Origin of the sequence: Paraburkholderia tuberum STM678 (assembly GCF_902833905.1) — a bacterium.
Lineage (GTDB): Bacteria > Pseudomonadota > Gammaproteobacteria > Burkholderiales > Burkholderiaceae > Paraburkholderia > Paraburkholderia tuberum.
Genome location: NZ_CADFGP010000022.1, coordinates 98260 through 118994, shown reverse-complemented (window position 1 = coordinate 118994; position 20735 = coordinate 98260). Strand labels below are relative to the sequence as shown.

The following is a 20735-nucleotide window of genomic DNA, read 5'->3' as shown; positions in this document are numbered from 1 at the left end:
CATGGCTGACGCTTCGCGCCATCGCACAACTCTCCGGAGAAACGACGTGAGCAATCTGATCATTCGCAAGGTAGCCGTGCTCGGCGCCGGCGTGATGGGCGCGCAGATCGCCGCGCACCTGATCAACGCCAAGGTGCCCGTGCTGCTGTTCGACCTGCCCGCCAGGGAAGGCCCGAAGAACGGGATCGCGCTGAAGGCGATCGAAAATCTGAAGAAGCTGTCGCCGGCGCCGTTCGGCGTGAAGGACGACGCGCAATACATCCAGCCCGCGAACTACGACGACGACATCGACAAGCTCGCCGAGTGCGACGTCGTGATCGAAGCGATCGCCGAACGCATGGACTGGAAGCACGACCTGTACAAGAAGGTCGCGCCGCACATCGGCCCGAACGCGATTTTCGCGACCAACACGTCGGGGCTGTCGATCACCGCACTGTCCGAAGGTTTCGCGGACGAACTGAAGGCGCGCTTTTGCGGCGTGCACTTCTTCAATCCGCCGCGCTACATGCATCTGGTCGAACTGATCCCGACCGCGACGACGCGTCCGGAAATTCTCGATCAGCTCGAAACCTTCCTGACCAGCGTGGTCGGCAAGGGCGTCGTGCGCGCGAAAGATACGCCGAACTTCATCGCGAACCGCGTCGGCGTGTTCTCGATCCTTGCGGTTATTGCCGAAGCCGCGAAGTTCGGCCTGCGTTTCGACGAAGTGGACGACCTGACCGGCGCGCGCCTCGGCCGCGCGAAGTCGGCGACGTTCCGCACCGCCGACGTGGTCGGTCTCGACACGATGGCGCACGTGATCAAGACGATGCAGGACACGCTGCCGGACGATCCGTTTCTGCCGGTCTACGAAACGCCGGCCGTGCTCGCCGAACTGGTGAAGAAGGGCGCGCTCGGCCAGAAGACCGGCGCCGGCTTCTACAGGAAGGAAGGCAAGGCGATCAAGGTACTCGATCCGAACACGGGTGCATATATCGACGGCGGCGGGAAGGCAGACGAACTCGTCGGCCGCATCCTGAAGCGTCCGGCTGCCGAGCGTCTGAAGCTGCTGCGCGAAACGCAGCACCCGCAGGCGCAGTTCCTGTGGTCGATCTTCCGTGATGTCTATCACTACATCGCCGTGCATCTGGAATCGATCGCCGACAATGCGCGCGACGTCGATCTCGCGATCCGCTGGGGCTTCGGCTGGAACGACGGTCCGTTCGAAGGCTGGCAGACGGCCGGCTGGAAGCAGGTCGCCGAATGGGTGCAGGAAGACATCACGGCGGGCAAGGCGCTCGCCAACGTGCCGCTGCCGTCGTGGGTGCTCGAAGGCGCGGTTGACGAGAAGGGCGGCGTGCACACGGCCGAAGGCTCGTGGTCACCGGCCACGCAGACCTTCGTGCCGCGCTCGTCGCTCGACGTGTACCGCAAGCAGGTGTTCCGCGCGCCGCTCGTCGGCGAAACCGGCGCCGATCCGAAGACCTACGGCAAGACGCTGTTCGAGACCGATGCGGTGCGCGCATGGGTCGACGATCGCGCGGGCGAGGACGACGTGCTGATCGTGTCGTTCAAGAGCAAGATGAACACGATCGGACCGGCGGTGATCGAAGGGCTCACGCAGGCGATCGAACTGGCCGAGAAAGACTACAAGGGCCTCGTCGTGTGGCAGCCCACATCGCTGAAGCTCGGCACGCCGGGCGGTCCGTTCTCGGCGGGCGCGAACCTCGAAGAAGCGATGCCCGCGTTCATGATGGGCGGCGCGAAGGGCATCGAGCCGTTCGTGAAGAATTTCCAGCAGGGCATGCTGCGCGTCAAGTACGCGAACGTGCCGGTGATCTCGGCGATCTCGGGCATCGCGCTCGGCGGCGGCTGCGAGCTCGCACTGCACAGCGCGAAGCGCGTCGCGCACATCGAGAGCTATCTGGGTCTCGTCGAAGTCGGCGTGGGTCTCGTGCCGGCGGGCGGCGGCCTGAAGGAAGCGGCGCTGCGCGCGGCCGAAGCGGCAAGCCAGGTTGGCGCGACGAACGATCTGCTGAAGTTCCTGCAGAAGTCGTTCGAGAACGCGGCGATGGCGAAGGTGTCGGCCTCCGCGCTCGACGCCCGCGCGATGGGCTACCTGAAGCCTTCCGACACGATCGTCTTCAATGTGTTCGAACTGCTCGACGTCGCGAAGAAGGAAGCGCGCGCGCTCGCCGCGGCGGGCTACCGCGCGCCGCTGCGCGCGACCCAGGTGCCGGTCGCGGGCCGCTCGGCGATCTCGACGATCAAGGCGTCGCTCGTCAACATGCGCGACGGCCGCTTCATCAGCGAGCACGATTTCCTGATCGCGAGCCGCATCGCGGAAGCGGTGTGCGGCGGCGACGTCGAAGCCGGCAGCCTCGTCGACGAAGAATGGCTGCTGCAACTCGAGCGTCGCGCGTTCGTCGAGTTGCTCGGCACGCAGAAGACGCAGGAACGGATCATGGGCATGCTGCAGACCGGCAAGCCGGTGCGCAACTAAGCGGCGACCGCACAATGTGCATGGGACCAGAGTAAGAGCTTTGGCCAACTCTGGTCGACAAAGGAGATTCCCAAATGGCAAAGCAATTGCAAGACGCATACATCGTCGCCGCGAGCCGTACGCCGATCGGCAAGGCGCCGCGCGGCATGTTCAGGAACACACGTCCGGATGAGCTGCTGGTTCACGCGATCAGGTCGGCCGTCGCCCAGGTGCCCGGCCTCGACACCGGCGTGATTGAAGACGCGATCGTCGGTTGCGCGATTCCGGAAGCGGAGCAGGGCCTGAACGTCGCACGGATCGGCGCGCTGCTGGCAGGTCTGCCGAACACGGTCGGCGGCGTCACGGTGAACCGCTTCTGCGCGTCGGGTCTGACCGCGCTCGCGATGGCCGCGGACCGCATCCGCGTCGGCGAGGCGGATGCGATGATCGCGGGCGGCTGCGAATCGATGAGCATGGTGCCGATGATGGGCAATAAGCCGTCGCTGTCGCCGCATATCTTCGATCGCAACGAAGACGTCGGCATCGCGTACGGCATGGGCCTGACCGCGGAGAAAGTCGCCGAGCGCTGGAAGATCAGCCGCGAAGCGCAGGATGCGTTCTCGGTCGAATCGCACAGCCGCGCGTTCGCCGCGCAGCAAGCCGGCGAATTCAACGACGAAATCGCCGCGTACACGATCGTCGATCGCGTGCCCGATCTCGCGACCGGCGAGATCAACGTGAAAACGCGCGAGGTGTCGCTCGACGAAGGTCCGCGCGCGGACACGTCGATGGAGGGCCTCGCGAAGCTGCGCGCGGTGTTCGCGAACAAAGGCTCGGTCACGGCCGGCAACAGCTCGCAGACGTCGGACGGCGCGGGTGCGTTGATCGTCGTGTCGGAAAAAATCCTCAAGCAGTTCAACCTGACGCCGCTCGCGCGCTTCGTCAGCTTCGCGGTGCGCGGCGTGCCGCCGGAAATCATGGGCATCGGCCCGAAGGAAGCGATTCCGGCCGCGCTGAAAGCCGCGGGCCTGAAGCAGGACGACCTCGACTGGATCGAGCTGAACGAGGCGTTCGCCGCGCAGTCGCTCGCGGTGATCCAGGACCTCGGCCTCGATACGTCGAAGATCAACCCGCTCGGCGGCGCGATCGCACTGGGCCATCCGCTCGGCGCGACCGGCGCGATTCGTGCGGCGACCGTGGTGCACGGCCTGCGCCGCCGCAACTACAAGTACGGCATGGTGACGATGTGCGTCGGTACCGGCATGGGCGCGGCGGGCATCATCGAGCGTCTGTGAGCCGCTGATCGAACGGGGGATCCTTCTGTGATCCACCAGGGATCGCGCAACGGTTCGCAGGCCGCGCGGCTTGCGAACCGTTTTTACATTCAGCAGGAGCACAAGGAGATGAACGGGATGACGACGGATATTCTGGTCGAGCGCGCCGACGCGGTGCTGACCATCAGCTTCAACCGGCCCGGCAGGAAAAATGCGTTCACGGCCGCGATGTATCAGACGATGGCCGACGCGCTCGTAGACGCGCAGGGCGACGCGTCGGTGCGCGCGATCCTGATTCGCGGCAGCGCGGGCATATTCAGCGCGGGCAACGATCTCGAGGACTTCATGAAGTCGCCGCCGGTTGGCGAAACCCCGCCGGTGTTTCAGTTCCTGCGCGCGCTATGTTCGGCGGAAAAACCGGTGGTGGCGGCGGTCGCGGGGCCGGCGGTCGGCGTCGGCACGACGCTGCTGCTGCATTGCGATCTGGTCTACGCGGCCGACACCGCGAGCTTTTCGCTGCCGTTCACGCAGCTCGGGCTGTGCCCGGAAGCAGCGTCGAGCCTGTTGCTGCAGCGCGTGGCCGGCTACCAGGCGGCGGCGGAAAAACTGCTGCTCGGCGAGGCGTTCGACGCGGCCGAAGCGCACCGCATGGGCTTCGTGAATCGCGTGCTGCCGGCGGGCGAAGTCGACGCGTTCGCGGCGTCGCAGGCCGCGAAGCTGGCGGCGCTGCCGGCGTCGTCGTTGCGCGTGACGAAGAGCCTGATGAAGCGCGCGAGCCAGCAGGAACTGCAGACGCAGATGACCGAGGAAGCCGTGCATTTCGGCAAGATGCTGCTTGCGCCCGAAGCGCGCGAGGCGTTCAAGGCGTTCTTCGAGAAGCGCAAGCCGGATTTCCGGCCGTTCGACTGAGGGGTGTGCGACGCAGGCGGGCTTCGGGTGGGTTAGCCGTGAATCGTCGCTGCGCCGCTTCAATCGCTCAAGCTTGCTGCTGCCAGGTGTCGTAATCGACGTAGCTGCCTTCGCGGCAGAAGCTCACGAGCCGCACGCCCGCCTCACGCGCGATCGCAATTGCGAGCGACGACGGCGCCGAGATCGTCGCGACCATCGGCACGTCGACGCGCGCGGCCTTGCGCACCAGCTCGTAGCTCGCGCGGCTCGACAGAAACACGAAACCGTCGCGCGTATCGGCGCGGTCGAGCACGAGCTGGCCGATCAGCTTGTCGAGCGCGTTGTGGCGGCCGACGTCCTCGAACGCAGAGTGGATCGCGCCTTGCGCATCACACCACGCGGCCGCGTGGAGGCCGCCCGTCAAACGAGTGAGCGCCTGGTGCTCGGGCAGCGCGCGCGCGGCGCGTGCGATCGCATCGGGCGCGAGCCGCTGCAAGAAGCCAGTGTCGGGTACACGCTGCGGTTTCAGATCCAGCAGATCGATGCTTTCGATGCCGCACACGCCGCAGCCGGTGCGCCCGGCGAGCGCGCGGCGCTTTTCCTTCAAACCGGCGAACGCCTGCTGCACGACCTGCAATTGCACCTCGGCATGCGGCAGCTCGCCGTGCCCGTGCAATTCGACCTCGATGTCCTGAATGTCGCTGCCGCGCTCGACGATCCCCTCCGAAATCGCGAAGCCGACCGCGAACGCTTCGAGATCGCGCGGCGTGCACATCATCACCGCGTGCGAGATGCCGTTGAACACGAGCGCGACCGGCCACTCCTGGCCGACGTGATCGGTGGCGGTTTCAACCGCCGCGCCGCGATGGCGGCGCACTTCGAGTTGCACTACGCCGGGTTGTTCGTCGCTGTCGAGGGCGTGGGGCTGGCCGTCCGCCCGCCCGGTTTGGCGCCCGTTTTGCTGTCCGTTCAAGCTGCTTCACTCCTGTACCATGCCGCGCGTCAAAGGGTGCGCCGGGCTCGCCGTGTGCTTCGCGGCGGCCGCCGCGCAGGGCGCCGTCGCGCGAATAAGGTTCTAAAATACCTCAAGCGACGCCCGCACGCTGTCCGCCACCGACAAGGAGCACTGACATGGGACTCAACGAAGCACCGCTTCTGTTCGACTTCGAGGTCGCGTCTTCGGAGAATTTCACTTATATCCCGATGTCGGTGCGCTTCAATCTCGACCGTTTCGGGCTGCGCATCACGCTCGCGCAGTGGCAGCAACTGCCGCTCGAAGATCGCAAGCTGCTCGCGCGTTTCCCGGTCGAAGAAGACACGCAGATCGAACCGAATTTCGATCACGCGCTGTTCGAGATGCTGCGCACGCACTCGAACGTCGAACCGGAGTGGTTTACGCCGGAGGAGTCGCCGGCCTGGCGTCAAACCGACAGCGTGCCCGACGGTGTCGCGCATCAGGCGGGGCTGGCCGGTCTCGCCGCGCCGAGCGTCGCGCGCTGGGCCGAGCTCGATCCTTTCAAGCGCTATGTGCTCGCGAAGCTGTCGCGCAAGCCCGAGGCGAGCCACGATTTCGTCCCGGCGATGAAGGAATTTGAAGCGGCCGGCTAGGTGCGGCCGGTTAGCCGCCCCCAGCCAGGCGCCCCCACCAACTCGCAGCCTTCCCCCAAATCATCAGATTTTTTTCACGCCGACCCTCAACCCGCTTCCGATCGCTGCCGATATCCAAAGGATGGCGCGTAAAAGACTTGCATCGATGCGGCCCGACGCACCGGCAGCGAGCGCGCTCTCCCGCCCTCGGAACGATTGACGTTCGGAACCCATGAATCCTTTTCTATCGAAGCGACTGCTGATCAATATTGCGGTCGTGGTCGTCGCGGTCGGTGCAAACGCGTTCGTCGCGTACACGCAGATTCGCGGGCAGCGCGACGCCGATGCGCGCCTCGCGCGCTCGACCAGCGTGCGCCAGAACCTCGATGCGTATCACGCCGCGCTCGATAACGCGCTCGCCGCTCTGCACCGCCTGAAAGAATCGGGCAAGCCGGTGCCGCCCGACGCGGCCGCTTCGATGACGAACACACTCGCGAGCCGCGAGCAATCACTGCGCGAGGAGCTCGCGAGCGAGCCGTACATGTCGGGGGCGCTTGCCAGCCTGAGCGCGGCGCGGCACGCGTTGCAGCACGATCTCGAGGACACGCTGCGCAACCATGCGAGTGACCTGCCCGGAGCGGCAAGCGCGGCGTCGGGGGCGGCGTCGGGCGTGGCGCACGCGGCATCGACCGAAGCACCGGGGGCGGCCCCCCTCGACGCGCCATTCGAGGCATCCCTCGACCCTGCGCCGTCGAACTCGCATCTTGCCCCCGCGCTAGAGCGTGTCGAAGCCGCGCTCGCCACGTTGCGCAGCGAGGAAAACCGCTCGTTGCAGATCTCGCTCGCGGCATCGGCGAGCGACAGCGAGCGCGCGATGTTCGTGCTGCTCGTGACGATGCTCACCGGCAGCGTGCTGCTGTTCCTCACGTTCGGCGTGCGCGAGAACAGCGCGCGCGAAAAACTCCGCAGCGCCCGCGCGCTGGTGCGCAACGACGAGCGTTTTCGCAGCCTGTTCGACGATCACACCGTGCCGATGTACATCTTCGATCGCGACACGCTGTGCTTTCTCGCCGTCAACAAGGCCGCGATCCAGCAATACGGCTACACGGAAGACGAGTTTCTCGGCATGACGATCCGCGCGATCCGCCCGAACTCGGAAATCGGCCGCCTGGAGACGCATCTGCAGCGTAGCGCCGACCTCCGCCAGAGCCACACGATGGCGGGCATCTGGCGGCATCGGCGCAAGGACGGCTCGATCCTCAGCGTCAACGTGTCCTATCACGCACTGAACTTCATGGGCCGCGACGCCTTGTTCGTGTTGGCGGACGACGTGACCGACCAGATCAACGCCGAAGCCGAAGCGCAGCGCTCGAATCAGATGCTCGAAGCGGTGATCGACAACATTCCGCAGCGCATCTTCTGGAAGGACCTGAACTCACGCTATCTCGGCTGCAACATGGCATTCGCGCGCGATGCGGGGCTCGCGTATCCCGAACAGGTGGTCGGCAAGAGCGACGCCGACCTGGCGTGGCGCGCGTTCGCCGACCTGTTGACCGAGCACGATCGCGAAGTCGTGAGCACCGGCGTGCCCAAGATGAACTTCGAGGTCGACTTCGTGATCGACGGCTTGCACCGCACGACGGTCACGAGCAAGCTGCCCTTCACCGACGGCGGCGGTCAGGTGATCGGCGTGCTCGGCTCGTACACCGACATCACCGAGCGCAAGCGCGCCGATCTCGCGCTGCGTCTGCAAAGCCGGGCGCTCGACGCGAGCGTCAACGCGATCCTGATCACCGCGCCGTCGCCGTCGGGCAATCTGATCGAATACGTGAATCCGGCGTTCATGCGCATCACCGGCTACGATCCCGCCGAGGTGATCGGCCACGACTGCCGCGTGCTGCAACGCGACGACCGTGACCAGGAAGGCGTCGCGTTGATCCGCGAGGCGCTCGCGGCGAATCGCGAGGTCAGCGCGGTGTTGCGCAACTATCGCAAGGACGGCGCGCTGTTCTGGAATCAGCTGTTCATCGCGCCGGTGCCGAACGCGGAAGGCGTGATCACCCATCATATCGGCGTCATCAACGACGTGACCGAGCTGATCCGCTATCAGGAGCAGCTCGAATACCAGGCCAACTACGACGGCCTTACGCGGCTGCCGAACCGCAACCTGCTGCGCGACCGGCTCGAACATGCGCTCGTCGTCGCGCAGCGGCATCATTCGGGCGTCGCGGTCGTGTTCCTCGATCTCGACGGCTTCAAGAACGTCAACGACAGCCTCGGCCATAGCGTCGGCGACCGGCTGCTCGGGGTGGTCGCCGAACGGCTCGCGCGCTGCTCGCGCACCAGCGACACGGTTGCGCGTCACGGCGGCGACGAGTTCGTGATCGTGATGACCGACACCGTCGACGAGCAATCGCTGATCACGTGGATGGAGCGCGTGCGCGCGTCGATCGCCGAGCCGGTGTGGCTCGACGGCACCGAGCTGTACGTCGGCTGCAGCATGGGCGCGAGCCTGTTCCCGCAGGACGGCGAGGATGCCGAAACGCTGATGAAGAAGGCCGACGTCGCGATGTATCGGGCGAAGGACATGGGGCGCAACACGTTCCAGTTCTATCAGCCGGAGATGAACGCGAGCGCGGGCGCGCGCCTGAATCTCGAACGACGCCTGCGCCGCGCGCTGCGCGACAACGAGTTCCTGCTGCACTATCAGCCGCAAGTCGATATCGGCAGCGGACAGATCGTCGGCATCGAGGCGCTGGTGCGCTGGCACGATCCCGAGGTCGGGCTCGTGCCGCCGTCATCGTTCATTCCGCTCGCCGAGGAAAGCGGGCTGATCGGGCCGCTGTCGGAGTGGGTGCTGCGCGAGGCGTGCCGGCAGAACAAGGCGTGGCAGGATCAGGGCTTGCCGCCGGCGCGCGTGTCGGTGAATCTGTCGGCGCGGGTGTTCCAGCAGCGTGACATCGCGAAGCTCGTGATGCAGGTGCTCGACGAGACCGGACTCGAACCGAAGTACCTCGAACTCGAGTTGACCGAAAGCACGATCATGCGCAACGCGGAAGAAGCAGTGTCGATGCTCAACGAACTGCACGCGCTCGGCATCGGTCTCGCGATCGACGACTTCGGCACCGGCTATTCGAGCCTCAGCTATCTGAAGCGCTTCCCGGTGGACCGCTTGAAGATCGACCGCTCGTTCGTGTCGGATATCGGCGTATCGGGCGACGATGAGACGATCACGTCGGCGATCATCGCGCTCGCCCATTCGCTGAAGTTGCAGGTGATCGCCGAGGGCGTGGAAACGTCGGCGCAACTCGACTTCCTGAAGGAACGCGCGTGCGACGAAATGCAGGGCTTCTATTTCGCGAAGCCGCTATCGACGGAAGCGATTTCCGAACTGCTGCACGGCGGGTTGGTGCCGGAGCTGGAGCCGGCATGAGGGGAGCGAGCGACACGCGGCGACGGGTGTCGCCGCGTGCCGCGTCCAACGCCGGTCACTGAGCCGGCGTGTCCTTGAACACCGGCAGGCTTTCCGCGAACGCGGAAAACTTCTCGAGCCGCGGATGATCGGCCTTGCTGACCGCCTCCGGCAGCATCATGTGCGTGAACTGCCAGGCTACGGCGACGGCCACGTCCGCCGCGCTGAACTGCTGCTGCGTGTCGGGCAGCGGCCCTTCGCCCAACTCGCGTTCGAGTTCGGCATAGGCGGCGAGCAGTTGCGCGCGCACGCGCTCGACCCACGGTTCATGCTGCTTCTCCTGAGGCCGCAGATTGCGCTCGTAGACGATCTGCACGCTCTTTTCGCACGCGGCGAGCGCGAGCCCCGTCAGACGCGCGGCGCGCAACGCCGCGTCGGCTTGCGTCGGGAACAGCGGGGTGGGGCCGGCGAGCGTTGCCAGATACTGCAGGATCACCGTCGAGTCCATCAGGATCGCGCCGTTGTCGGCGACGAGCGTCGGCGCCTTGACGACCGGGTTGATCTTCGCGAACTGGTCGTAGGTGCGGAAAACCGAAATCGACTCGTGTTCGAAGTCGAGCGCGAGCAGCTTCATGCAGATGGCGACGCGCCGCACGTAGGGCGAGTCGAGCATACCGATCAGTTTCATCTCGTTTCCATGAGAAGAGCGACTATGGGGCGTCCCGGGCCTCGTGCGCTGATCGGCTGGAACGGCTAGCGGGTGGCGCGGCGCGTGACGCGTGGAATCGCTAGCTTAAGCATCCTCGCCGGCTCAGTCCAGCGCGGGCAGCGCGCGCGGACGGCGGTCGCTGTCGGTGGCGACGTAGGTGAGGATCGCTTCCGTGACCTTGACGACTTCCTGCGAGAGCCTCAACCGTTGCGCGTAGACCTCGACCGACACTGTCACCGACGTATTGCCGGTCTTCACGATATCCGCGTAAAAGCTCAGCAGATCGCCGACGAACACCGGTTGCTTGAACAGGAAAGAATTAACCGCGATCGTCGCGACCCGCCCATTCGCACGACGGCTTGCCGGAATCGAGCCGGCGATGTCGACCTGCGCCATGATCCAGCCGCCGAACACGTCGCCATGAATGTTCGCGTCCGATGGCTGCGGCATGACGCGCAGCGCGCACGGCTTGGACGGAAGTTGAAGAAGATCGGTCATCGGGACATCCTTGGGAAACGTGTTCGAGTGTATTGACGCGCATTGACGCAATGGCTGGGCCAGTTCGACAGTAGGCCATGCAAAGCGCCGCCAGTCGGCTTCTGCGACAATAGAAAGATCAGGAATTGTACGGGAAAGCACCCAGCGAAGCGCGCGAGCCGCGCGCCGCTGCGAACTCCGGCAGCTCCACACTCTCCCCACGATTTATGCGCCGCGCTCCTTCGTCCGAACCCTCGCCGATTTCCACCGCACCCCGCAACGACTGGCAAACGATCCTGTCGCTGCTGCCATACCTTGCCACCTACAAATGGCGAGTCGGCTTCGCGCTCAGCTGCCTGATCGGCGCGAAGGTCGCGAACCTCGGCGTGCCGATCGTGATGAAGCGCATCGTCGACAGTCTCGCGTCGGTCCGGCATCTGACCGCGCTCGGCCGCGCGCAGGACGCGCCCGGCATCGTGCTGCTCGGCGGCGTCGGCTTGCTGGTGGTCGCGTATGCGGTGGCGCGGCTGTCCACTTCGTTTTTCACCGAGCTGCGCGAAATCCTGTTTTCGAAAGTCACGGAAAGCGCGGTGCGCCAACTCGCGCTGAAAGTATTCCGCCATCTGCACGGACTGTCGCTGCGCTTTCATCTGGAGCGGCAGACGGGCGGCATGTCGCGCGATATCGAACGCGGCACGCGCGGCATCACGCAACTGATTTCCTATTCGCTGTACAGCATCCTGCCGACCCTCGTCGAAGTCGGTCTCGTGCTCGGCTTTTTCGTCGTCAAATACGAGGCCTATTACGCGATCGTCACGTTCGTCGCGCTCGCGGTGTACATCGCGTTCACGGTGAAGGTCACCGAGTGGCGCACGCACTTTCGCCGCACCATGAACGAGCTCGATTCGAAGGCGAATTCGCGCGCGATCGACTCGCTGCTCAACTACGAGACCGTCAAGTACTTCGGCAACGAGGAGTGGGAAGCGAGCCGCTACGACGAGAACCTGAAGCGCTATCGCGCGGCGGCGATCAAGTCGCAGCGTTCGCTGTCGGCGCTGAACTTCGGGCAGCAGGCGATCATCGGCACGGGGCTCGTGTTCATCCTGTGGCGCGCGACCCAGGGCGTGATGGCCGGGCGTCTGACGCTCGGCGACCTGGTGCTGATCAACACGTTCATGCTGCAGCTGTATATTCCGTTGAATTTTCTCGGCGTGGTCTATCGCGAGCTGAAGCAGAGCCTGACCGACATGGACCGCATGTTCTCGCTGCTCGGCGCACCGCGGGAAGTACCCGACGCGCCCAATGCGGTGGCTTTGCAAGTGAGCGGCGCGCAGGTGCGCTTCGACGACGTGAGCTTCGCGTACGAGCCTTCGCGGCAGATTCTGCACGGCGTGAGCTTCACGATCGCGGCCGGCACGACGACGGCGGTGGTCGGCCACAGCGGCTCGGGCAAGTCGACGCTCGCGCGGCTGCTGTTCCGCTTCTACGATCTCGACCGCGCGACGGGCGGCGCGATTCGCATCGACGGGCAGGATGTTCGCGACGTCACGCAGGATTCGCTGCGCGCGTCGATCGGCATCGTGCCGCAGGACACGGTGCTGTTCAACGACTCGATCTACTACAACATCGCGTACGGTCGGCCGTCGGCGACGCGCGACGAAATGATCGCGGCGGCGCGCGCCGCGCATATCCACGAGTTCATCGAGAGTCTGCCGAAGGGCTACGACACGCCGGTCGGCGAGCGCGGGCTCAAGCTGTCCGGCGGCGAAAAGCAGCGCGTCGCGATCGCGCGGACCATACTCAAGAATCCGCCGATCCTGTTGTTCGACGAAGCGACGTCCGCGCTCGATTCACGCTCCGAGCGCGCGATCCAGCATGAGCTCGACCTGATCGCGCGCGAACGCACGACGCTGATCATCGCGCACCGGCTGTCGACGGTCGTGCACGCGCAGCAGATCATCGTGATGGACAAAGGGCGCATCGTCGAGCGCGGCACGCACGCGGAGCTGTTGCGCGCGAACGGTTTGTTCGCGCAGATGTGGGCGCTGCAGCAGCGCGCCGCGCACACCACGGATGCGGTGGAAAGAGCGGAAGCAGTCGGGGCAGGTGAGAGCCCGGCGAAGTAAAGCTCAGCGCGCGCGCAGCAGCCGATCGAGCGCTTCCAGCTGCGCCTGGGTGCCGATGTTCTCCCACGAGCCTTCGTACAGCTCGCCGCTCGCGAGCCCACGCGCGATGGTCGCGCGGTAATACGGGCTTAGCGCGCGCCGCGTGCCGCGCGGCAGATCGCGGAACATGCGCGTGTCGTACAGACCGAAACTGCCGAACGTGAGGCGCGGCGGCGCGTCGAGCGACAGCACGCCATCGACGAGACCAAAGTCGCCGTTCGGGTGAAACGCCGGGTTCGGCACCATCACCAGATGCATGCCGGGCTCGGGCAGCGCCTTCAGCCGGCCGGCGTGCGCGTGCAGCGCGGCGTAGTCGTACTCGGTGTACACGTCTCCGGCCACCGCGACGAACACCTGATCCGCGCCCTCGTCGGTCAGTAGCGGCAGCGCCTGCGCGATGCCGCCCGCGGTCTCCAGCGCCTCGTGCTCGGGCGAATAGCGCAGCTCGACCTGCCAGCGCGAACCGTCGCCGAGCGCGGCTTCGAGCTGCGCGCCGAGCCACGCATGATTGATCACGATGCTACGGATGCCGGCCCGCGCGAGCCGTTCGATCTGCCATACGATCAGCGGCTTGCCGCCCACTTCGAGCAAGGGCTTCGGGCACGCGTCGGTCAACGGACGCATGCGCTCGCCGCGGCCCGCGGCGAAAATCATCGCTTTCTTTACGGACATCGTTATCGGTCAGAAGGTGTAGCCGATTTCCTGCGCGCGGCCGTCGAGGTCGTCGAGCAGTTTCGCGAACCCGCGCAGCGGCGCGTAACGCTCCGCCACCTTGCGCCCATAGCCGATGAAGCGCGGCAGGTCGTTCATGTAATGCGCCTTGCCGTCGCGGTAGTTGATGCGGCAGAACAGGCCGAGCACCTTGATGTGCCGCTGCAGCCCCATCCATTCGAGCTGGCGGTAGAACTCGCCGAAATCGGCATCGACCGGCAGGCCGGCTTTTTTGGCGCGCTCCCAGTAGTACGCGAAGCAGTCGAGCTCGAACTCCTCGTCCCAGCTGAGGAACGCGTCGCGCAGCAGCGACACGACGTCGTACGTGATCGGCCCGTACACCGCGTCCTGGAAGTCGAGCACGCCTGGATTCGGCTCGGCGATCATCAGATTGCGCGGCATGAAATCGCGCAGCATGAAGCTTTGCGGCTGCGCGCGCGCGCTCGCGATCAGCAGCGCGAACGTGCGATCGAGCAGCGCGCGCGTGGCGGCATCGACCTCGCGGCCAAGGTGCCGGCCGATGAACCACTCGGGCATCAGTTCCATCTCGCGGTGCAGGAACGCTTCGTCGAAGGGCGGCAGCACGTCTTCGCGCGAGCTGAGCTGCCAGCGGATCAGCGCGTCGAGCGCGTCGCGCATCAGCGCGCGAGCCGCGCGCGTGTCGCCCGCGGCCTGCGCGTCGGTCAGCGCGCCCAGATACGACGCGGTGCCGAGATCGGTGACGAGCATGAAGCCCGCGTCGAAGTCGACCTCGAGCACGCGCGGCACGTGCACGCCGGCGGCGGCGAGCAATTGCGCGATCTGTGCGAATTCGCGGCATTTTTCGGGCGGCGGCGCGTCGACGGCGATCAGCGTGGCCGCGCCGTTGCCTTGCGCCGCCTTACCGGCGAGCCGGAAATAACGGCGGAAACTGGCGTCGGACGAGGCCGGAACGAGGGTGTCGGGCTCGAGCGCATGGCGCGCCGCGTGGCTTTGCAGCCAGGCCTTGAGCAGGGAGAGACGGGTGTCGGTGAAATCTTGGGTGGAAGGCAGCGTCATGAAAAGCGGCGGCAAATTCTTGGGGACAACGTCTTGCCATATAATACCCCACGACTTTTTTGACGCGACTCACACGCCAGCTTTCGCGTGCTCCGTTTCACCGCCCGCCTTATCACTCGGCAAATTGGGAATCCAGACGTGCAGCCGACTCTAACGGTCGCGGTGTGCAGGCGGTGGATCGTGACGACGGAAGCTTGCGCACGGGTCGACTCGCCAAACGATACATGCCGCCCAGACAGCTTTCCGATACCACTCCTTCCTGTGCAGTAGTGCCGCGCAAAAGGCGGCTCGTCGCGGCGCTGATCGCCGTTCCGGGCCTGATGCCCGCGCTTGCGCACGCCCAACTGGTGGGGGAAGCTGCGCAACCGCAGGCGGTCTACCCGCCGTGGGGCATGCAGCTTGCGCCGCAGCTCGAGGATCATCCGTTGCAAACGGGCCAGCGGCCGGCCACCTTCGTGCTCGGTGACCACGCGAGCGGCACGATCGACCAGGATCTGGCCGCCAAGGGCTCGGCGGAAGTGCGGCACAACACGTCCGTGATCAAGGCCGACGCCCTGCACTACGATCAGGACACGGACATGGCCGATGCGTACGGCAATGTCCACGTGATCAATACCGGCAATACCTTCATCGGACCCGAAGCGCATCTGCGCGTCGATTCGACCGAAGGCTTCATGACCGCGCCGAAGTACCACTTCACGCTGACGGGCGGCTCGGGCAGCGCGCAGCGCGTCGACCTGCTCGACGCCGAGCGCTCCGTGTTCACGAAGGGCACCTACACGGCCTGCGCGTGCACGGACAATCCGGCTTGGTACATCAAGGGCAGCGAGTTCGATTTCGACACCGGCGCCGACGAAGGCGTCGCCTACAACAGCGTGCTGTTCTTCCAGGGCGTGCCGGTGTTCGCGTCGCCATGGCTGTCGTTCCCGCTGTCGGGCGATCGGCGCAGCGGCCTGTTGCCGCCCACGTTCTCGCTGAGCTCGACGAACGGTTTCGAGCTGTCGGTGCCGTATTACTTCAACATCGCGCCGAATCGCGATCTGACGGTCACGCCGCGTCTGATCTCGAAGCGCGGTGTGCAGTTGCAGAGCACGTTCCGCTATCTGTCGCCGACGTATTCCGGGTCGATCACCGGTGAATTTCTGCCCGACGATCGCCTGACGAAGACCAACCGCTACGCGCTGTACATCCAGCACAACCAGAATTTCGGTAACGGCTTCGGCGGCTACATCTATTACAACAAGGTTTCGGACAACACCTATCCGGAAGACCTGTCGTCGTCGGTCAACCAGTTCATGAACGGCACCCAGCTCCTGTATCAGCAGGAAGCCGGGTTGACCTACAACAACGGACCGTGGTCCGTGCTCGCGCGTGAGCAGCACTGGCAGACGCTGGAGCCGTCGGTCGCGCCGTACGGCCGCCAGCCGCAGTTGAACGTCAAGTACGCGAAGTACAACATCGGCGGCTTCGATTTCGGCGCCGAAGCCGACTACACGAACTTCCGCATCACCACCGCGGATCTGAGCGAAGGCCAGCGGGTGCTGTTCAACCCGTACCTGTCGTATTCGGTGGTGGGACCGGGCTACTTCGTCACGCCGAAGGTGCAGTGGCACTTTGCGTCGTACAACCTGAACAACATCGGCACCGATCTGGCGAACGTGCCGGGGGCGCAGAAGAATTTCACCGAGTCGATTCCGACCTTCACGTTCGACACGGGACTGACGTTCGAGCGCTCGGTGCGCATTTTCGGCGCGGACTATATCCAGACGCTGGAGCCGCGCCTGTACTACGTGTACACGCCGTACCGCAATCAGAACAACGCGCCGCTGTTCGATACCGCCGAATCCGACTTCGGTCTCGCGGAAATCTTCACGCCGAATACGTTCGTCGGTAACGACCGGATCGCCGATGCGAACCGCCTGACCGCCGGTCTCACCACGCGCTTCATCAACCCGTCCACCGGCGACGAGCGCGCGCGCTTCGTGATCGCGCAGCAGTATTACTTCCGGGATCAGCGCGTTACGCTGACGCCGACCCAGACCAGTACCCAGGCCACGCACTCGGACCTGATCGCGGGAGCGTCGATCAAGCTGGGCGCCGGTTTCGCTTCGGAAACGGCGTTCCAATATAATGCGGACAATAACCAGCTCACGAAGACGAGTGTCGGCTTCGGGTTCAGTCCGGCGAGCGGCAAGGTCGTCAACGTCGCGTACCGCTACACGCGCGCCAACACCACGCTCGACAACCAGCCGATCAATCAGGTGCTGATTTCGGGCCAATGGCCGCTGACGCACCGGATGTACGGTGTCGGCCGGTTCAACTACGATCTGGGTGGCCACCGTGTCGTCGACGGCCTGGTCGGCCTGCAATACGACGCGGACTGCTGGACGCTCGGCGCCGGCATCCAGCGCTACGCGAACGGCCTGAACTCGTCGGGACAGAATCAGTCGAGCACACGGTTTCTGGCGCAGTTGACGTTCAAGGGCTTGTCGAGCGTCGACAACGGGCTGATGACCGCGTTCCGCAGCAGTGTGGCCGGCTACATGCCGTTGCCGCCACCGCCACCGCCGGAGTCGCGGTTCACCAACTACGAATGACGCTTGCCCGGTCATTCACGGCTTGCGAAAAGACGGGCGAAGCGCCCGACATCATTGGAGTATCTGTGGCAATCATGAAACAGCTTCGCTTGGCAATACTCGCGGCGGGTCTCGTCGCCGCGGCGTCCTTCCTTCCAGTCGCGTCGGTACAGGCGCAGGCATTGGCCGGCAATAGCGGCGAGACGGTGGACACCATCGCCGCAGTGGTCAACAACGGTGTCATCACGCAGCGCGAGCTCGACGAGCGGGTCGGTCTGATCGCGCACCGGCTGAACCAGCAGAACGCTCCGGTGCCGCCGACGGACCAGTTGCGCCAGCAGGTGCTCACGCAGATGGTGCTCGAGCGCATCCAGCTGCAGAAGGCCAAGGAAGACGGCATCACCATCGACGACGCGGCCGTGCAGCGCACGCTCGAGCGTCTCGCGCAGGCGAACAACATGTCGCTCGCCATGTACCGCGCGCGCATCGAGGCGCAAGGCGTGCCCTGGACCACTTTCACGAGCGACGCGCGCACGGAGCTGACGCTGTCGCGTCTGCGCGAGAAGGAAGTGGACAGCAAGATCACGGTGACGGACGCCGAGGTCGCGAACTACATCGCCAGCCAGCGCGGTCCGGGCGCCGGCCAGACGAACGACCTGCACATGCAGCACATTTTCGTGAAGGCGCCGCTCAACGCCTCGGAGACCGACATCGAGGCGGCGCAGAAGAAGGCCGCGGCGCTGCTCGCCGAAGCGAAGGGCGGCGCGGATTTCGAAAAGCTTGCGAAAGCCAATTCGCAGGCGCCGGACGCGTCGAAGAACGGCGGCGATCTCGGCTTCCTCGCGCCGTCCAAGCTGCCGCCCGAGTTCGTGAAGGCCGCGTCGGCACTGCGTCCGGGCGAGATCGATCCGGATCTGATCCGCACCAACGACGGCTTCGAGATCGTGCGTCTGGTCGAGCGCCGTGCCGGCCAGGGCACCAGCGCGGACGCGCCGAAGCTCGTGCAGACGCACGTGCGCCATATTCTGCTGCGCGTCGGCGACGGTCAGTCCGAACCGCAGGCACGCCAGAAGCTGCTCGACATCCGCAACCAGATCGCCGCCGGCGGCGACTTCGCGAAGTTCGCGCGCACCTACTCGCAGGACGGCTCGGCGTCGCAAGGCGGTGACCTCGGCTGGGTCAGCCCGGGCGAGACGGTGCCCGAGTTCGAGCGCGCAATGAACTCGCTGCAGGACGGTCAGATCAGCGAACCGGTGCGCAGCGAATACGGCTACCACCTGATTCAGGTGCTCGGCCGCCGCGATGCGCAAGGCTCGATTGCGCAGCAGATGGATCTCGCGCGTCAGGCCATCGGCCAGCGCAAGGCGGAACAGGCGTATGCCGACTGGCTGCGCGAGCTGCGCGATACCGCGTACGTCGAAGTGAAGCCGGCCACGGCGAACGTGCAATAACAGAGTCAATGCGATGACGAGCGCTGCCCAGCCCACCCACCGCCCGCTGCAGATCGCGATCACGACCGGCGAGCCCGCCGGCGTCGGTCCCGAGCTGACCGCGCAGGCGCTGGCCGGCGCGGCGGCGCACTGGCCTCAGGCGCAGTTCACCGTGCTCGGTGATGCGCAACTGCTCGCTGAGCGCGCGCGCGCGGTCGGCGTCGATTGGGCGGCGCTGCTCGCGCCAGGCCCGCGCGTGCGGCTCGAACATCACTCGCTTGGCGCACCAGCGCAGGCTGGCAAGCTCGACGCCGCGAACGGCCGCTATGTGCTCGATCTGCTCGATGCGGCGATCGAGGGCGCGGTGGCCGGCAGGTTCGACGCGATCGTCACCGCGCCGCTGCAAAAAAGCACGATCAACGACGCCGGTGTGCCGTTTACCGGCCACACCGAATATCTGGCCGAGCGCACCCATACGCCGCGCGTCGTGATGATGCTCGCGGGCACCGGCAAGCGGCCGCTGCGCGTCGCGCTTGCGACCACGCATCTGCCGTTGAAGGACGTGTCGGCGGCTTTGACGATCGAAAGCCTCGTCGCGACGCTGCGCATCATCGATCACGACCTGCGTCACCACTTCGGCTTGCCCGCGCCGCGCATCCTCGTGACGGGGCTCAATCCGCACGCTGGCGAAAACGGCTATCTGGGCCGCGAGGAAATCGACGTGATCACGCCGGCGTTGCGGCAGGTGAACGGCGAGGGCGTCGACGCGCGCGGTCCGTATCCGGCCGACACGCTGTTCCAGCCGCGTTATCTCGACGAAGCCGACTGCGTGCTCGCGATGTTCCACGACCAGGGCCTGCCGGTGCTGAAATTCGCGACGTTCGGCGAAGGGATCAACGTGACGCTCGGCCTGCCGATCATCCGCACGTCGGTCGATCACGGCACCGCGCTCGATCTGGCCGGCACCGGCCGCGCCGACGCGGGTAGCCTGATGGCCGCTATCGACACGGCGGTGTCGATGGCGCAGCATCGTCGCGCGGGCTGAGGCGCGGGTAGCGTGAGCGGTCGCGGTGCTCGTGACGCGCCGCGTGGCGTCGTGTTTCCACCGTGACGTCTTTCATTCTCAAGCAGTTTTCTTTCTAGCGTTTCTCCGATGTCCACCAGCAGACAGCAAGGCCGGCACCAGGGCCATCTCGCGCGCAAGCGTTTCGGTCAGAACTTCCTGGTCGACATGGGCGTGATCGATTCGATCGTCGACGTGATCCGGCCGCAGCGCGGCGAGCGCATGGTCGAGATCGGGCCGGGCCTCGGCGCGCTGACCGAGCCGCTGATCGAGCGGCTCGCGACGCCCGACACGCCGCTGCACGCGGTCGAACTCGACCGCGATCTGATCGGCCGTCTGAAGACGAAGTTCGGCAACCTGCTCGAACTGCACGCGGGCGACGCGCTCGAGTTCGACTTCGGCTCGCTCGCGGCACCGGGCGACAAGGCGTCGCTGCGCATCGTCGGCAATCTGCCGTACAACATTTCGAGCCCGCTGCTGTTTCATCTGGCGACGTTCGCGGAGCGCGTGATCGATCAGCACTTCATGCTGCAGAACGAGGTGGTCGAGCGGATGGTGGCGGAGCCGGGCACGAAGGCGTTCAGTCGCCTGTCGGTGATGCTGCAGTACCGCTACGTGATCGACAAGCAGCTCGACGTGCCGCCCGAGTCGTTCCAGCCGCCGCCGAAGGTCGATTCGGCGATCGTGCGGATGATTCCGTACGAGCGGCACGAACTGCCGGTGGTCGACGAAAGCGTGCTCGGCGGGGTGGTGACGGCGGCGTTCTCGCAGCGTCGCAAGATGTTGCGCAACACGCTTGCCGCGCTGCGCGACACCGTCGATTTCGACGCGCTCGGCTTCGATCTGCAACGCCGCGCGGAGGACGTGCCGGTCGCCGAATACGTGAGTGTGGCGCAGGCGGTGGCGGCGCGCTCGGCCGCTGCGGCGGAATAGACTCGACGCTC

The 20735-nt window shown here is 65.6% G+C and carries 15 protein-coding genes; 10 read left to right on the top strand and 5 right to left on the bottom strand.

The features are described from left to right. Nucleotides 1-46: 46 nt before the first annotated feature. The 3 genes from HWY30_RS20530 to HWY30_RS20520 all read left to right on the top strand — a co-directional run bounded on the left by HWY30_RS20530 (nucleotide 47) and on the right by HWY30_RS20520 (nucleotide 4644). Entirely contained in the window at nucleotides 47-2482 is a 2436-nt protein-coding gene (locus HWY30_RS20530; RefSeq protein WP_090803014.1) for a 3-hydroxyacyl-CoA dehydrogenase/enoyl-CoA hydratase family protein, read from the top strand. 74 nt (nucleotides 2483-2556) lie between these two features. Then, nucleotides 2557-3756, top strand: coding sequence for an acetyl-CoA C-acyltransferase (locus HWY30_RS20525; RefSeq protein WP_090803016.1), 1200 nt, complete (start codon nucleotides 2557-2559; stop codon nucleotides 3754-3756). Nucleotides 3757-3873: 117 nt separating this feature from the next. Next, nucleotides 3874-4644 (top strand): enoyl-CoA hydratase, encoded by a 771-nt coding sequence (locus HWY30_RS20520; protein ID WP_090805587.1) that lies wholly within the window; start codon nucleotides 3874-3876, stop codon nucleotides 4642-4644. Nucleotides 4645-4711: 67 nt separating this feature from the next. Here HWY30_RS20520 and fdhD read toward each other — a convergent pair whose 3' ends face one another. Next, on the bottom strand, nucleotides 4712-5596 hold the full coding sequence (fdhD, locus tag HWY30_RS20515) for a formate dehydrogenase accessory sulfurtransferase FdhD (protein ID WP_090803018.1): 885 nt from the start codon (nucleotides 5594-5596) through the stop codon (nucleotides 4712-4714). Nucleotides 5597-5754: 158 nt separating this feature from the next. Here fdhD and HWY30_RS20510 point away from each other — a divergent pair, with 158 nt between their 5' ends. After that, the gene (locus tag HWY30_RS20510; RefSeq protein WP_090803019.1) at nucleotides 5755-6231 is read left to right on the top strand and encodes a nitrate reductase associated protein; all 477 of its coding nucleotides are present in this window, start codon (nucleotides 5755-5757) and stop codon (nucleotides 6229-6231) included. A 211-nt stretch (nucleotides 6232-6442) separates the two neighbouring features. After that, nucleotides 6443-9643: a sensor domain-containing protein gene (locus HWY30_RS20505; protein ID WP_090803021.1), complete on the top strand. Its 3201-nt coding sequence runs from the start codon at nucleotides 6443-6445 to the stop codon at nucleotides 9641-9643. Between the two features lie 55 nt (nucleotides 9644-9698). Here HWY30_RS20505 and HWY30_RS20500 read toward each other — a convergent pair whose 3' ends face one another. Then, the gene (locus HWY30_RS20500; RefSeq protein ID WP_090803022.1) at nucleotides 9699-10310 is read right to left on the bottom strand and encodes a glutathione S-transferase family protein; all 612 of its coding nucleotides are present in this window, start codon (nucleotides 10308-10310) and stop codon (nucleotides 9699-9701) included. A gap of 123 nt (nucleotides 10311-10433) precedes the next feature. Continuing rightward, nucleotides 10434-10829 (bottom strand): acyl-CoA thioesterase, encoded by a 396-nt coding sequence (locus tag HWY30_RS20495; protein WP_090803024.1) that lies wholly within the window; start codon nucleotides 10827-10829, stop codon nucleotides 10434-10436. A gap of 206 nt (nucleotides 10830-11035) precedes the next feature. On the opposite strand from HWY30_RS20495, the gene HWY30_RS20490 reads away from it, so the two are divergent. Then, complete coding sequence (locus HWY30_RS20490) at nucleotides 11036-12934, top strand: ABCB family ABC transporter ATP-binding protein/permease (RefSeq protein ID WP_090803025.1); 1899 nt, start codon at nucleotides 11036-11038, stop codon at nucleotides 12932-12934. Nucleotides 12935-12937: 3 nt separating this feature from the next. On the opposite strand, the gene murU is transcribed toward HWY30_RS20490, so the two are convergent. Beyond that, nucleotides 12938-13645 (bottom strand): N-acetylmuramate alpha-1-phosphate uridylyltransferase MurU, encoded by a 708-nt coding sequence (gene murU, locus HWY30_RS20485; RefSeq protein ID WP_425199388.1) that lies wholly within the window; start codon nucleotides 13643-13645, stop codon nucleotides 12938-12940. 9 nt (nucleotides 13646-13654) lie between these two features. After that, a complete protein-coding gene (locus HWY30_RS20480; RefSeq protein WP_090803028.1) occupies nucleotides 13655-14722 on the bottom strand; it encodes an aminoglycoside phosphotransferase family protein in 1068 nt (355 codons plus the stop codon). A 224-nt stretch (nucleotides 14723-14946) separates the two neighbouring features. Here HWY30_RS20480 and HWY30_RS20475 point away from each other — a divergent pair, with 224 nt between their 5' ends. The 4 genes from HWY30_RS20475 to rsmA all read left to right on the top strand — a co-directional run bounded on the left by HWY30_RS20475 (nucleotide 14947) and on the right by rsmA (nucleotide 20724). Continuing rightward, the gene (locus HWY30_RS20475) at nucleotides 14947-17319 is read left to right on the top strand and encodes an LPS-assembly protein LptD (RefSeq protein ID WP_090805589.1); all 2373 of its coding nucleotides are present in this window, start codon (nucleotides 14947-14949) and stop codon (nucleotides 17317-17319) included. A 65-nt stretch (nucleotides 17320-17384) separates the two neighbouring features. Then, a complete protein-coding gene (locus HWY30_RS20470) occupies nucleotides 17385-18749 on the top strand; it encodes a peptidylprolyl isomerase (protein WP_176078922.1) in 1365 nt (454 codons plus the stop codon). A 13-nt stretch (nucleotides 18750-18762) separates the two neighbouring features. After that, nucleotides 18763-19773 (top strand): 4-hydroxythreonine-4-phosphate dehydrogenase PdxA, encoded by a 1011-nt coding sequence (pdxA, locus tag HWY30_RS20465; RefSeq protein ID WP_090803030.1) that lies wholly within the window; start codon nucleotides 18763-18765, stop codon nucleotides 19771-19773. A gap of 108 nt (nucleotides 19774-19881) precedes the next feature. Then, entirely contained in the window at nucleotides 19882-20724 is an 843-nt protein-coding gene (gene rsmA / locus HWY30_RS20460) for a 16S rRNA (adenine(1518)-N(6)/adenine(1519)-N(6))-dimethyltransferase RsmA (protein ID WP_090803032.1), read from the top strand. Nucleotides 20725-20735: the final 11 nt, after the last annotated feature.